Raw genomic sequence first — 13,903 nt, forward strand, 5'->3', positions numbered from 1 at the left:
CGTCCCGGCGCGCGCCTATGCATGATCGAGCCTCGCCAGCGCGCGCGGCGTCTCGTAGAGCACCGCCTCGAGGTGACGCAAAAAATCGCCTCGCTGATCGGCGGTGAGCACCGGCGCGACGGTCTGAAGCACCCGCGGGTCGTAGAAGCGAAAGAACACCCGGTGCGCCTCGCCCTCGAGGTCGATCATCAAGAAGCGCCGCAGTTGCCTGCGCACGACCTCGAACTCGGCCCCGCTGACGACGAACACGCCCCACGCCTCGCCCCAGCCCTCGCCGACGAGCCGCTCGAGCAGACCGGAGCCGCGCCCGAGGCGGACCAGGTACGGCGCGACGTCGTCGTGCGCGCGGCCCTGCTCGCCGTCGTAGAGCGAGGCGTATGGATCGACGCTCTCCTCGACGAGCTCGAGCGGGCGGTCGGCGCGAGCGGCGTCGACGATCGCGTACAGCGTGCCGGCGTCGCGCAGGCCCTGGAGCTGCGCGAGGGCGCGCAGCGCCGCCTCGCCGGGGTTCGGCGGCGCGGGCGGCTGCGTGAAGTCCTCGACGAGGAAGCGATACGTGGTGCGCCCGGCCTGCATCCACCCGCGGTTGGCCAGCTCGCCGGTCCAGCACGGCTCGCCGCCGACGCTGATGCGGTGCGGATCGATCGCCTGCACGTGAGCACAGACGCCGTCCCAGACGACGCTGAATTGCGGCGAGCCTGCCCGGTCGCCGTGGACCACGAAGTCGGCCTCGGCGGTGCCGACGGTGCGCGCGACCCCGGGCACGAGCACCAGCTTGCGGAAGCCCTCGCGCCCCGACCACACCTGCAAGATCCCGCGACGCCGCCGCGCCGGACCGGGCGCGAGCACGTCGTAGCGCGCGAACGTGTAGTCGAGCTCCCCGAGCCAGTCGGCGTATTCGGGGTCGGTGTCGGCGAACTCGCGCACGCCGAGCGGGCCGAGGCCCGTGCGCCCGCGATCGTCGGGGTGCGGCACGCGACCGCGGGCGGTCGCGCCGGCCATGAACTCGAGCTGATCCTCGATCTGCCGCAGCAACGGCCAGCGCGCCGGCTCGTAGGCCCGCGTGCGCGCGCGGGCCTCCGCCAGCACCTCGGCGAAGGCGTCGCGCGACGTGATGCGCATCAGCCCGGGCACGCCTCAGCCCTCCGCCGACGGGTGGAACTTGCGCGGGATCATCACCTGCGTCGCCCCGCCCGGGCAATACACCGCCACCAGCGTGCCCGCGCGCGCATCCTTGAGCGACCAGTCGTCGACGATCGGCGCCGCCGTGCTCTGCAGGCCGAGCGCGGGCTCGTCGAACGCGACCTCGCGCGGCTCGCGGAGCAGCGGCGGCGGGCCCGGCTTGCCGTCGACGTAGCCGTAGCTCATCGGCGACACGCCGACCTGCTCCGGCGTGATCGAGGGGTCGAGCGTGAAGTACTGGCCGACGCCGGCGCCGGGGATCGATCTCTGGTGCATCGTCTTGCCGGCGAACGAGCGCACGATCACCGGCTGCTCGAGGTCGATGCCCTTGATGTGCGAGAGGATCTCGCTCGGCTTGACGGTGTCGGGGGTGTGGGCGGCGTAGAACTGATAGGCGACCGCGTAGCGGGCCTGCATCCGCGCCTCCGACAGCCCGTCGTCGCTGTCGAGCATGCCGGCGAGCTCGTGCTTGGTGAAGTCGAGGTCGGCGAACGCGTCGCGCCCCGATCGCGCGCCCACCGGCGCCTCGTCGTCGAGGGTGACCGTCTCGGGGTCGGGCGCGTCGGGCGTGGCCGAGTCGTCGCGGCTGTCGTACTCCCGGCGCTTGCGCTCGCACTCCTCACAAAAGGGCGTGCCGAGCTTGGCCGCCTCGCGGAACACGAAGCTCTGCGTCGAGTCGCCGATCACCACAGTCGGGCAGCCGTCGACGATCCGATCGCCGCCGATGTGGACCGCCGGATCGGTGCGGCGCGCCGCCTGGCGGTGATTGATCAGCACCGTCGCCGAGCCCTGCTGGATGCGGTCGCTCGGCCCGACCGGGAAGCACACCACGCTGTCGTCCTTGCGCGCGGCCGGCAGGAAGCCGACGATCACGTCGGCGCTGCCGCTGAAGATCGGGCCGCCGACGTGCGGTACGGGGCCGGGCTCGACCTTCGGGCAGACGTGCGAGTCGCTGATACGGGCGGCGTCGGGCATGCGTGCGAGCGCCGACCAGCGTAACAAAATCCTGCCACGCGCGGCGCGCGGCGCTCCGTGGCGGATCGACTGTCACTGCCATCATGCGATCCACGGGTCGGCGAATGCGTGAATGACGATATCGCGCGGCGCGAATTCGCCGGAAACAATGGACAGAGGCCGCCTGTCGCGGGCAAGATGCGAGGTCCTCCGTGCCCGATCCCTTCTCGCCGCGTGTGGGCGACCGTGTCCGCGATCGCTATGAGCTGATGACTCCGTTGCGCGCCGGCGGCCCGGCGCAGGTGTTCATGGCCGTCGATCACCAGGCCGGACGCGAGGTCGAGCTCACCTTGTTCGATCCCGCGTGCGCCGGCGCCGACGCGTGGGCCGGCTTCGCCCGGGTCATCATCGCCGCCACCGCGGCCAAGATCCCGGGCCTCGTGCTGCCGCGCGGCGTCACCCGCACAGCGCCGACCCCGCCCTCGTGCCTCGCCGACCCGCAGATGGCGCGCGGCCTCGATCGCCGCGCCGAGCAGGGCCCCACGCCGTGGCGGCGCGCCCTGCAGCTGTGCGAGCGCGTGGCGGAGATCGTCGAGCGCGCGCACGCGGCCACCGGCGCGGCCCACCGCGCGCTGACCTCGGCGCGCTGCGTCGTCACGGCGCGCGAGGAGGTCAAGGTCCTCGATTTCGGGATCGCCGAGCTCGCGCCGGGCCACGCCGACGATTCACCGTACCGCGCGCCCGAGCAGCAACAGGCCGCCGGCGGCCCGCCCAGCGACGTCTATGCAATCGGCGTGATGCTCCACGAATTGCTCACCGGCCAGCGCGCGCCCGCGGGTCCGCTGCCGCCGTGGAGCCCGCCCGCCGACGCGCCCCCCGAGCTCGCGGAGCTGCTGACGCGCGCCACCGCCATCGCTCCCGAGCACCGCCACCCCGATCCGGCCGCGCTGCGGACCGCCATGCGCGCGGTGCTCGACGCCGACGCCAAGGCCGCCGCCGCCAGGGCCGTCGCCGAGGCCGAGGCCGCCGAGGCCAGGGCCGTCGCCGAGGCCAAGGCCGCCGAGGCCAGGGCCGCCGAGGCCAAAGCTGCCGAGGAGAGGGCCGCGGCTGCGCCGGTGCGCGAGGCGACCGTCGAGCTGCCGCTGCCCGGAGGCAGCAACCTGTCCGCAAAGCCATCCGATCTGCCGCGCCTCGCGGGCGGCGCCGACCTGTCCGCCCGGCCCGCCGATCCGCCGCTGCTCGCGAGCGGCGCCGACCTGCCCGCGCGGCCATCCGCCGCCCCGGCCGAGCCGCTGCTGGGCGGGACCAACCTGTCCGCGAGGACACCCCCGGCCCCGCCGCCGCCGCCCCCGCTGCGAGATGTCAGTCTGTCCGAACGGACAGTCGAACTCCCGCTCCCGCCCGACTCCTCGCCGGCCCGCGCCGACCTGTCCTCCGGGACATCCGCAGCGCCTCCCGAGCCGCGGCCCTCGCAGTCGAGCGCGTCACTCGCCTCCTCGTCCGGCTCGCGCCTCGCCGGCGACCCATCGGCCTCCGCCTCGTCCTCGTCGCTGTCCGGCTCACGCTCGCGCGGATCAACCTCGCCGTCGCGCGCCCACCCGACGATCGCCCCGGATGATTCGTCATCTTCGTCGCTGTCCGGCTCGCGCTCGCGCGGATCGACCTCGCCGTCGCGCGCGCACCCGACGATCGCCCCGGATGATTCATCGTCCTCACGCTCGCGGGCTTCGATCGCGCCAGACGACGCGTCATCCGCGTCGCAGAGCCTCCGGGCCTCGCGCTCTCACTCGACGATCGCCCCGAGTGATTCGGCGTCCGCGTCGCAGAGTCAGCGAGCCTCGCGCTCTCACTCCACCCTCGCCCCGGCGGATGCATCCTCGTCGCAGAGCCTCCGGGTCTCGCGCTCACACCCGACGATCGCCCCGGGTGATTCCTCCTCCTCGCTCGGCCGCGCGTCCGTCCCTGGCTCCGCCTCGCCGTCGCGCTCGCACCCCACGCTCTCCTCCGCGTCCTCCTCGTCGCTCCAGCGCCCGCGCGGCTCGGCCTCGCCGTCCCGCTCGCACCCGACGCTCGCCGCCGAGTCCTCCGCCTCGTCCCTCCAGCGCCCCCGCGGCTCGGCCTCGCCGTCGCGCTCGCACCCCACGCTGTCCGCCGAATCCTCCGCCTCCACGCGTCCGCGCCCGCCCGGCGCCCCGCCCACGCGGGCCTACCCGACCCTCGCGTCCGCGCAGGCCCAGGCCGCCGCGTCCTCGTCCTCGCTGTCGCGGCCGCGACCCCCGGGCGCCCCCCCGTCGCGCTCCTACCCGACCCTCGCCCCGTCCGCCTCGCCGCCGCCGGTCCCCGCGGACCGCACCGAGGTGCTCGCCCACAGCGCCATCGTCGCGGCCGAGCGCGCCCGCACCGGCGCCCACCCGCCGGTGCCCGCCGCCGACAAGACCGAGGTCACCCCGCGACGCTCCGTGCGCGGCCTGCCCGACGGCTCGCGCGGCGCCGCGGCCTCGGGCGCGGCGTGGCGACGCGACGCCGTCGCCCAATCCTCGGTCCTCGCGCCCGGCGATTCGACCGTCATCGCCCCGGCGCCCGATGCAGCCTCGACCGAGGAAATGCCGGTACCCGCATTCGCCCGCGCGCCGCGAGGCCACGTCGATCCGCCGACCACGTCCTTGCCGGTACCCCCATTCTCGACGCAGGGCCGCCACGTCGATCCGCCGACCGATCAGATCGCGGTGCCCGCCTTCGCCGACGCGACGCAGATGCTGCACGCCGACGATCTGCTGCTGCCGCCGGCCCCGGTGAGCGATCCGGACGCCACACGGATCTGGCGCCGACCGCCGGACCCGAGCGAGGTCGAGCCGGCCGCCCGCGCGCCCGAGTCGACGATGATGCTGCCCACCACCGGGGAGACCGTCGTGCACCGGCCAGAACCTGTCCCTCGGGCCAGGTCATTGCTGGCCGAGTTCGCCAGCTGGTCCCTGCGCAAGAAGCTGCTCGCCGTCAACGTCGCGTTCGCGCTGCTCATCTTGATCGGCGCGCTGGCAGCGGTCGCCTGCTGAGACCCGCGCCCCGCGTCAGCCCTTGTTCGCCGGGGTGCGCGACGCCAGCGAGGCGACCACCGCCAGCAGCTCGAGCGGCTCGACCGGCTTGGCGACGTGGTTGTTGAACCCCGCCAGCAGCGCGCGGGTGCGGTCCTCCGAGCGCGCGTAGGCCGTCAGCGCCACCGCCGGCAGGGCCCCGCCGGCCTCGCGCGGCAGCTTGCGCAGCTTCTCGAGCAGCATGTAGCCGTCCTCTCCCGGCATGCCGATGTCGGAGATGAGCACATCGGGTCGCTCCGACGCGATCTGTCGCAGCGCCTCCGCGGCCGAGCCGGCCAGCAGGACGTCGACCCCGCAGCGCTTCAGCAACATGCCGAGCATCTCGCGGGTGTCTCGCTCGTCGTCGACCACCAGCACGCGCAGCCCCGCGAGCTCGGGCGGGCAGTTCAACTCCTTCGTCGCGGGCCGGTCGGGCGGCGCCACCTCGGGCGCCTCGATCTCGCGCCGCAGCGTGACCGCCAGCGGGACCCGGACCGTGAAGCTCGCCCCGCGATCTTCGCCCTCGCTGAACACGCTGACCGTCCCGCCGTGCATCTCGACCAACTGGCGGACGATCGACAGCCCGAGCCCGAGCCCGCCGTGGCGCCGCGTCGTCGCCCCGTCGGCCTGGCGGAACCGCTCGAACACGTGCGGCTGAAACTCGGGGGCGATGCCCTTGCCGGTGTCGGCGACCACGATCTCGACCGACGAGTCGCGCCGCTCCACCAGCACCCCCACCCGGCCGCCGCGGGGCGTGAACTTGACCGCGTTGCTCAGCAGGTTCCACACCACCTGCTGCAGCCGCTGCGGGTCGCCCATCACCGTCGCGCCCGACGCCAGCGTGGCCTGCAGCCGGACCCCGCGGGCCTCGGCCGCCGGGCGCACCGTCTCGAGCGCCGCCTCGACGATCTCGCGGATGTTGACGGTCTGGACCTCGAGGCGCAGCTTGCCCGCGAGGATGCTGCTCACGTCGAGCAGGTCCTCGATCAGCTGGGCCTGGGCCCGCGCGTTGCGCTCGATGGTGTCGATCGCGTGGCGGCGCTGCTCGTTCGGCAAGCCGTCGAGTTGCAGCATCTGCGCCCACCCAAGGATCGAAGTCAGCGGCGTGCGCAGCTCGTGGCTGACCGTGGCCAGGAATTCGTCGCGCAGCCGGGTCGCCGTCTCGGCCTCGCGCCGGGCCGCGCTCTCGAGCGCGAACAGCTCGGCGCGGTGCGCCTCCATGCGCTTGCGCTCGCTGATGTCCTTGAACACGAGCGCCACCTGCCGCTGCTCGGCCGGGCCGGCGCGCGTGGCGTAGACCTCGAACCACCGGTTCATCGCCGGCGCGTGGTTCTCGAATCGGGCCGTCTCGCCGGTCTCGGCGACGCGGCCGTACATGCGGAACCACGACGCGTCGAGGCCGGGCACCATCTCGCGCGCGGTCTTGCCGACGGCGCCGACCAGGCCCGTATGGGTCTCGAACGCCGAGTTGGTCTCGAGGAACCGATAATCGACGGACTCGCCGTGCTCGTCGACGATCATCTGCAGCAGGCAATAGCCGTCGTCGATCGAGGCGAACAGCCGGCGATAGCGCTCCTCGGACGCCTGCAGCGCGGCCTCGGCCTGCTCGCCGCGCTGGCTCAGCAGCCGCATCTGCGTCACCTCTTGCCCCTGCACGAGGATCCCGGTCACCTGGCCGTCGGCGTCGCGGATCGGCTGGTAGATGAAGTCGAGGTAGGCGTCGATCGAGGCCTCGCCCGGCACCGGCTGCAGCACCACTTTACGCTGGGTGCCGAGGTACGGCTCGCCCGTGGTGTAGACGTGCTCGAGCAGCTCGTAGTAGCCCTGCCCCGCGAGCTCGGGCAGCGCCTCGCGCACGCTCTTGCCGACGACCTTGCGGTGGCCGACGAGCTGGTGATAGGCGGCGTTGGCCACCTCGAACACCATCTCGGGCCCGCGCAGGAACGCGACGAACCCTGGCGCCTGCTCGAACAGCTCGAGCGGCCGCCGCGAATCGGCGGAGGACCGCTCGGCGGCCGCGGCCGCGTCGGCGCTGCGAGCCGCGGCCCAGCGAGCCAGGGCCGCGAGGTCCCGCGGGTCGTGCGTCGCCCCGTCCGCGCCCGGCAGCGCCAGCACTGCGTCGACCAGCGCGACGACCTCGGACGCCTCGACGGAGCCGCGCGACGGCTGCGAATCGTCGGCGCCGCGCAACGCCTGGCACAACGAGTCGAGCAAACGCGACAGTCGCTGGCCCGCGCCGCCTCGCGCGAGCCGCTGCTCGCACGTCGTCCGTAAAAGGTCCTTCTGTCCCTCGATGAGCTCGGCCAGAGCACTCATGCTGCCCTCTCCCTGTCGTTTGCTGGGGTTTTGGCCAGGGGGCCGCTCGCTCGTAGCAAAAAACAGCGAAGAAAACATCTTCTGGCAGGGCCTGCACCGCCCGGGGCGCAGGTTACGCGGCGAGCGCGACGGATTGCAGGCACGAAGACCCCGTGACCCGCGACGGCGAGCGCGCCGCCCCCTGAATCACTGGACGACGCGAAGGTCCCGGCTCGACGCCTGTCGTGCTCAGCAGTGAAGCGGCAGCGCCGAAGCGCCCGTGGCGGGCCATTGTCGCAAGCCTCGGGCCGCTCCCCATCTCGACGACCAGCGCGATCGAGCTGCGCGCGAACAGACCGGCCGCGCCCGCTGCACGTCGTCGCCGCCGTCGTCGCGCGCGACCGGGCGGACACCTGTCAACCTGCACGTAATGGCCGCTGCGCCCGGGATCGCAGCACCTGTCGGGCGCGACAGGTAGCATGCACCTCGGGACATGCACCTTCAAACATGTTCCAAAGGACATCCTATTCGACGTAGATCATCGCCCGCGTCATGCCGCCGTCGACCACGAAGTCCTGGCCGGTGACGAAGCCGGCGCGGTCCGAGACGAGGAAGGCGACCATCGCCGCGACGTCGTCGGGGCGGCCGACCCGCCCGACCGGGTGCTGCGCGTGGTCGACCGGGCGCAGCGGCGCCGGCTCCGGGCGGCCGGGGCCGCGCTCGTCACGGGTGTCGATCCAGCCCGGGCTGACGCAGTTGACGCGGACCGCCGGCCCGAGGCTGCGCGCGAGCGCGTGGGTCAGCGCGACCAGCCCGCCCTTGCTGGCCGCGTAGGCCTCGCTGTCGGGCTCCGACTGGTGGGCGCGCGTCGAGGCGATGTTGACGATCGCCCCGCGGGTCGCCTCGAGGTGCGGCGCCGCGTGCTTGCAGCACAGCATCGGCCCGGTGAGGTTGACCGCCAGCACCCGCTCCCACCGCTCGAGCGCCAGCTTCGCCACCGGCCCGCCGTGTGGGTCGGCGACCGCCGCGTTGTTGACGAGGGCGTCGACCCGGCCGAGCCGCTCCGCCGCCGCCGCCGCCGCCGCTGCGACCTCGGGCTCGCGTGCGAGGTCCGCCTGCACGAACCACGCGGCCTCCGGGCGGGCGAGAGCGGCGAGCGCGTCCTCGCCGGCCTCGCGGTCGACATCGACGAGCACCACGCCGAAGCCGTCGGCCAGCAGCGCGCGGGCGATCGCTCGCCCGATCCCTCGGCCCGCTCCGGTGACGATCGCGCCGCGCCGGGGACTGGAAGAGCTCATCGGCCTTTTTTAGCACCGCCGGCGCCGCACCGCGAGGCCCGCGAAACTCGATCACATGCCCCGAAGGACATGCCCCTTCCGACATGTCCTCGCCGCCAGGCTCACGGCGCGACGCGCACGATCTCGTTGGCGCCGGCGTCCGCGTACCAGAGATCGCCTTCCGGCCCGATCGTGATGCCCATGATGCGCTTGGCCGGCGTCGCCATGCGATCGATCTCCGTGCCTTCGAGGTCGAACGCGACGATGTCCCCGGTCCCGTGCTCGGACACCAGCAGCCGGCCCTCGTGCAGCGCCAGGCCTGACGGCTCGTCGAGGCCCTCGGCCAGCACCTGCACGTCGGCGCCCTCGACCCCGGTGTACTCGGCCCCGTCCCAGTCGCCGATCAGCTTGCCGGTGTTGGTGCCGGACGCGGTGTCGAGGCGCAGCAGCCGACCGGCGCCGGTGTCGGCGATGTAGAGCATCCCGGTCGCGTGGTCGAGCTCCATGTGGCCCGGGATGTTGCCGAGCCGGGTCACCGTCACGTCCTTGTAGCGGGTGATGACGCCGTCGGTGTGGTCGCTGCCGCCGGGCCCGTGGTCCGACTGGAAATCGTAGCGGACGATGTTGCCGTTCATCCCGTCGAAGGCCCAGAACGCGTTGCCGGCCTCGTGGGCGATGCCCATGCACAGCGGGCTCTGGTGCAGCATGTCGAGGTGGCTGCCCTCTTGCCCGTTGGGCGGGAACTCCTGGCCGACCTTGGCGAAGATGTCCAGGTCGGCCGGCCACAGCGCCGGGCCCATGAAATCGTCGGGGTCCTGCGGCCCGACGTTCCACTCGTTGCGCGACTCCTGACAGGTCGCAAACGTGTCGAGGTCGCCGAACGCCGCCGACGACACGTACGCCATGAAGTGCTGCCCGTACGCGTCGATGCGCTCCTCCGAGGTCTGCTGCGGCGTGCCGGGGTCGAAGTAGATCACCACCCCGTGGCTCAGCATGTTGAACGTCCACAGCTGCTCCGGCGCGGCCGGGTTGAACTCGAGGTCGCGGACCGCGTGCAGGCCGTCGGCGGCGGTGCCGATGACGACGAAGGTCGCGCCGAACTCGGGCACCACGGGCGCCTCGCCGGTCGTGCCGCTGGTCGGCGCGTCGGTGGTGCCCACGGTCGGATCGACGGTCCCGGTGGTCGTGCCGGGCTCGCCCGTGCTGCTGCTCGTCGCCCCGGTCTCCGCGCCCGGGTCACCTCCGCAGGACGCGAGGGCGAGCGACGACAGGAGCAGCGACAGCGAGCGAAGCGAAGGCATGACGGGGAGGATACACGACCCCCGCGGACCCGTCGCGCGGTGCAGCCGAATACGACGCCAGCGTGCAAACGCGAGGCACGGTCGAGCTCGCCGCCGGCCGCGTGTTCGCGCCGCGCCGCCCGCCTCAGCGCAAGCGGGCCAGCGTCGCCGCGATCGCGGCCCGCGTGCGCTTGGAGGTCACGTCGCGGACCAGCGGATCCACCGGCGGAGCGAACCTCACTAGCGCGATCACCCCGGCGTAGAGCATCACCGTGCCGAGCAGCTGGCGTCGACTGCCGAGCTTCAGCGCCGTGCCGAACGATCGCTTCATGCGGGCGCCCAGCAGATCGACGCTGAACAGCTCGTCGAGCGCGAGGTGGACCAGAAAGCCGCCGGTGAGGAACAGCCCCGCGAGCCAGGCCTGGGTCGGCCCGAGGTGGAACGCCTGGGCCGCGACGCACACCACGATCGCGCCGACCAGCGCCGCGAACGGCAGCGAGTGGACCAGCCCGCGATGGACGCACAGCCAGGCGGTGAAGCCCCGCAGGCCGACGCGGATCGCCACGAAGGCCGCCACCGCCGCGAGCGCCACCAGCCCCGGCGCGGTGTCGACATGAAGCGCCGAGGCGACCACGACCGCGGCGACCACGGCGAGGGCGCCGAAGATGATGCGCGTCGGCACCGAGTTGTCGGCGTCGATGTCGGGCAGCATGCCCCCGAGCACCCCGAGGCCGAAGCAGACCCCACCGACCTGCGGCGTCACCAATCCGCCCGCGATCGCCAGCCCGGCCGCCAGCGCCGAGGGGATCGCCGCACCGAGCACGTGGACGCGAAAATTGGCCATGGGGCGGCGGAGCTTAGGCCGGACCGCCCGCCGCGGACAACATCGGGCGCTCCGTCGACTCGCCCGCGCGCGTCAGCGCCTCGCGAGCGCCCGATCGCGCCTCAAGAGCGCGCGGGACCGCGACCCTCGACGAACCCGGCGGTCTCGATCGGCCACGAACGACGATCCGCTCGGGGCGACGCGACTCCAACCTCGATCACCCGGGCGGAGCGACGCCGGAGTCTCGCCCCGCGGGCAACAGCCCGCAGGCCCACGACATCCCGCGCTCGTGCCATTGTCGGTATCATCCGCCGATGCGCTCTCGACCTCCTGCTCAGGCGCTGCTGTGGCTCATGGCGCTGACGTCGTGCTTGACCACCGCGCGCGCCGACAGCATGCCCGAGGAGGAGCTCTACGGCTTCGAGCTCACCGCCGTCACCGAGCTGTCCGGGCTGTCGCGCTTCCCCGAGCATGTCTTTTACGTGTATCCCGCCGCCTGCACCGAGACGATGGCGAGGTTCACGGGATGGCTGGAGACGGGCGACGAGAACCCGGCGCTCGAATATCAGTACTCGTACTCCAGCCGGAAGGACGACCTGCCCCATTACTTCGTGGTCGGCGACGGCGAGGTGCCGGAGTGGATCGGCGACGGCGCTCCTTGCATCCCCTCGGTCCTCTACGCGCTCGCCCGCGACGTCGCCGCCACCGTCGATCTCGCGCCCATGACGCTCGCGCAGCTCCACAAGTTCTTCACCGAGGACCCACGACTGTTTCGCAGCAGCTTCGAGTTCCAGCGCTCCCCGCTGTACGCCAACAACGGCTCACCGCTGCGCGCCGTCCGCGAGCTCGTGCGGGTCCTTCACATCGGTCCTGACGAGATCGTCGCGGTCCTCGACAGCACCACCTATCGCTTCGAGGACGGCACCGAGCAGACGCTGAAGCTGGCCCACACCAAGCGCCCGCCGTCGCTCCCGTTCAAGCCGCTCAAGCCCGACAAGCTCACCAAATACGCCGACAAGTACGCCAAGTGGGAGGCCCGCCAACCCCTCGAGCCCCCGCCGGCGCCGCGGCTCCCCGTGATCGACGGCGCCGATACCGGCTGCAGCGAGGGCACCATCGGGACCGAGCCTGCGCCCGCGCTGCCCGTCGAAGCGCCCGCGCTGCCCGTCGAAGCGCCCGCACCCGACCCTGTCGCTGCCCCGCCGATCGCCGCCGCGCCCGCCCCGGTCGCCGCGCCATCGGTGATTCCGCCGCCGCCCGAGCCCGAGCCCGCGGAGCCGCTCGAGGATGTCTCCGAGGACATGGTCGAAGAGACAGCGCCCGCCACCGATCCGCTGTGGCCGATGGGCGCCGCGATCGCCGGCGGCCTGGCGCTGGTCGCCGTGATCGCCCTGGCCCGGCGGCCGCGCGCCACGACCTGACCGTCGGGACATGTCCTCGCTGCGCCCCTGCCGCGACGCTCCATGGCCTTCGGGCCATTCCTCACGTCACCTCGCGGACCTCCGGTCGCCACCGAGCGACCTCGACCGTCACGCTCACCCGCGCCGCCACCTGTCCCGAGAGGCAGCCTCGCTCAGTCTCGCTCCGCCGGCCGGACCACCGCCGCGCCGTCGGGCCGCTGCCAGTCCGGCAGCTCCGTCCCCAGCGCCAGGCCCATCGCCCTCATGGCCTCGCGCAGCTCGGCCACCAGCGTCTTGCTCGACTCCTCGTGCTGCAGGAGGTCGTGCTCGCGCCACTGCACCAGCTCGCCGACGTAGGCGATGCCGAGCTTGTGGAGGACGTTCCAGGCGCGGACCGAGATCTCGAGCTCGTCGACCGGGTCGTTGAGGCGCTCATCCATCGCGCGAGTGTTCCGAGGCGCGGCCCGGCCTGTCAAGCGACGGCGGTCGCACGCCCCGCGGCGGCGCCGTGTGCATCCCCCGCGGACCGATCTACACTCTCCGCACCATGACGACGACCATGCGAGCCTACGTGATGACGCGCTACGGCGGGCCGAGCTCGGCCGAGCTGCGGGAGATGCCGGTGCCCGCGCCCGGCCCGGGCGAGCTGCAGATCCGCGTCCACGCCGCGGGCCTCAACCCGGTCGACTTCAAGATCCGCCAGGGCCAGCTCCGGGTCATTCGCCGCTACCCGCTGCCGATCGTGATGGGCAACGAGCTGGCCGGGGTCGTCAGCGCGTGCGGGGCCGGCGTGACCCGCTTCGCGCCCGGCGACCGCGTGTTCGCCCGCGTCGAAAAGGACACCATGGGCGCGTTCGCCGAGTACGCCTGCGTGCCCGAGGCGCTGGTCGCCGCGATGCCGGCGGGGCTCGACTTCGCGACCGCCGCGGCGGTGCCGCTGGCCGGGTTGACGGCGCTGCAGGGCCTGCGCGACGAGCTGCACGCGGGCCCCGGGCAGCGGCTGTTCATCCCCGGCGGCGCCGGCGGCGTCGGCACGTTCGCCCTGCAGCTCGCCAAGCAATTCGGCGCCCAGGTCGCGACCACGGCCTCGCCTCGCGGCGACGCGCTGGTCCGCCGGCTCGGCGCCGACGTGGTCGTCGATTACACCACCCAGCGCTTCGAGCAGGTGCTGGCCGACTACGACGGCGTCTACGACCTCGTCGGCGGCGACACGCTGGCGCGCTCGTTCGCCGTGGTCAAGCCCGGCAGCCTGGTGCTTTCGATCGCCGGCCCCCCGGAGCCGCAGACCGCCAGCAAGGACCTCGAACGCGCCGGCCTGGTGCCGCTGTTCTGGCTGACCAGCGTCGCCGCGCGCCTGCGGGCCCGCCTCCGCGGGGCCCGCTACCGCTACCTCTTCATGCACCCGAGCGGCAGCGACCTCGCCGATCTGGCGCGCCGCATCGACGCCGGCACGCTCGAGGTGGTGATCGATCGGGTCGTCCCGTTCGCGCAGATCGCCGAGGCGTTCGCGCACCTCGAGTCCGGCCACGCCAAGGGCAAGATCGTCGTCCGCACCGTCGAGTGAGCGCGAGACGACATGGCCTCTCGGACAGGATGTCCGAAAGGCCATGTCCTTCGCGGG

At 73.1% G+C, this 13,903-nt stretch carries 10 protein-coding genes; 3 read left to right on the forward strand and 7 right to left on the reverse strand.

The window, feature by feature from the left end:
* Positions 1–15: 15 nt before the first annotated feature.
* Positions 16–1,134, reverse strand: a complete 1,119-nt coding sequence (locus POL25_RS06090) for an immunity protein Tsi6 family protein (protein WP_272084924.1) — start codon at positions 1,132–1,134, stop codon at positions 16–18.
* A 3-nt stretch (positions 1,135–1,137) separates the two neighbouring features.
* Positions 1,138–2,157 carry a PAAR domain-containing protein gene (locus tag POL25_RS06095; RefSeq protein WP_272084926.1) on the reverse strand — a complete coding sequence of 340 codons (1,020 nt, stop codon included), beginning with the start codon at positions 2,155–2,157 and terminating at the stop codon, positions 1,138–1,140.
* A gap of 248 nt (positions 2,158–2,405) precedes the next feature.
* On the opposite strand from POL25_RS06095, the gene POL25_RS06100 reads away from it, so the two are divergent.
* Entirely contained in the window at positions 2,406–5,189 is a 2,784-nt protein-coding gene (locus POL25_RS06100; RefSeq protein ID WP_272084928.1) for a protein kinase family protein, read from the forward strand.
* A 15-nt stretch (positions 5,190–5,204) separates the two neighbouring features.
* Here POL25_RS06100 and POL25_RS06105 read toward each other — a convergent pair whose 3' ends face one another.
* From POL25_RS06105 to POL25_RS06120, 4 genes are all read right to left on the reverse strand, one after another.
* Positions 5,205–7,523, reverse strand: coding sequence for a PAS domain-containing hybrid sensor histidine kinase/response regulator (locus POL25_RS06105; protein ID WP_272084930.1), 2,319 nt, complete (start codon positions 7,521–7,523; stop codon positions 5,205–5,207).
* Positions 7,524–8,026: 503 nt separating this feature from the next.
* Complete coding sequence (locus POL25_RS06110; protein ID WP_272084932.1) at positions 8,027–8,800, reverse strand: SDR family oxidoreductase; 774 nt, start codon at positions 8,798–8,800, stop codon at positions 8,027–8,029.
* Positions 8,801–8,901: 101 nt separating this feature from the next.
* Positions 8,902–10,080, reverse strand: coding sequence for an NHL repeat-containing protein (locus tag POL25_RS06115; RefSeq protein WP_272084933.1), 1,179 nt, complete (start codon positions 10,078–10,080; stop codon positions 8,902–8,904).
* A gap of 124 nt (positions 10,081–10,204) precedes the next feature.
* Positions 10,205–10,903 carry a metal-dependent hydrolase gene (locus tag POL25_RS06120; RefSeq protein ID WP_272084934.1) on the reverse strand — a complete coding sequence of 233 codons (699 nt, stop codon included), beginning with the start codon at positions 10,901–10,903 and terminating at the stop codon, positions 10,205–10,207.
* A 293-nt stretch (positions 10,904–11,196) separates the two neighbouring features.
* Between POL25_RS06120 and POL25_RS06125 the strand changes: the two genes are divergently transcribed.
* Positions 11,197–12,303: a hypothetical protein gene (locus POL25_RS06125; protein WP_272084935.1), complete on the forward strand. Its 1,107-nt coding sequence runs from the start codon at positions 11,197–11,199 to the stop codon at positions 12,301–12,303.
* Positions 12,304–12,455: 152 nt separating this feature from the next.
* On the opposite strand, the gene POL25_RS06130 is transcribed toward POL25_RS06125, so the two are convergent.
* Positions 12,456–12,722 carry a DNA-directed RNA polymerase subunit alpha C-terminal domain-containing protein gene (locus POL25_RS06130; protein ID WP_272084936.1) on the reverse strand — a complete coding sequence of 89 codons (267 nt, stop codon included), beginning with the start codon at positions 12,720–12,722 and terminating at the stop codon, positions 12,456–12,458.
* Positions 12,723–12,841: 119 nt separating this feature from the next.
* On the opposite strand from POL25_RS06130, the gene POL25_RS06135 reads away from it, so the two are divergent.
* The gene (locus tag POL25_RS06135; RefSeq protein WP_373372083.1) at positions 12,842–13,846 is read left to right on the forward strand and encodes an NADP-dependent oxidoreductase; all 1,005 of its coding nucleotides are present in this window, start codon (positions 12,842–12,844) and stop codon (positions 13,844–13,846) included.
* Positions 13,847–13,903 lie beyond the last annotated feature (57 nt).

The sequence above is a fragment of the Nannocystis bainbridge genome, assembly GCF_028368995.1.
GTDB lineage: Bacteria > Myxococcota_A > Polyangia > Nannocystales > Nannocystaceae > Nannocystis > Nannocystis bainbridge.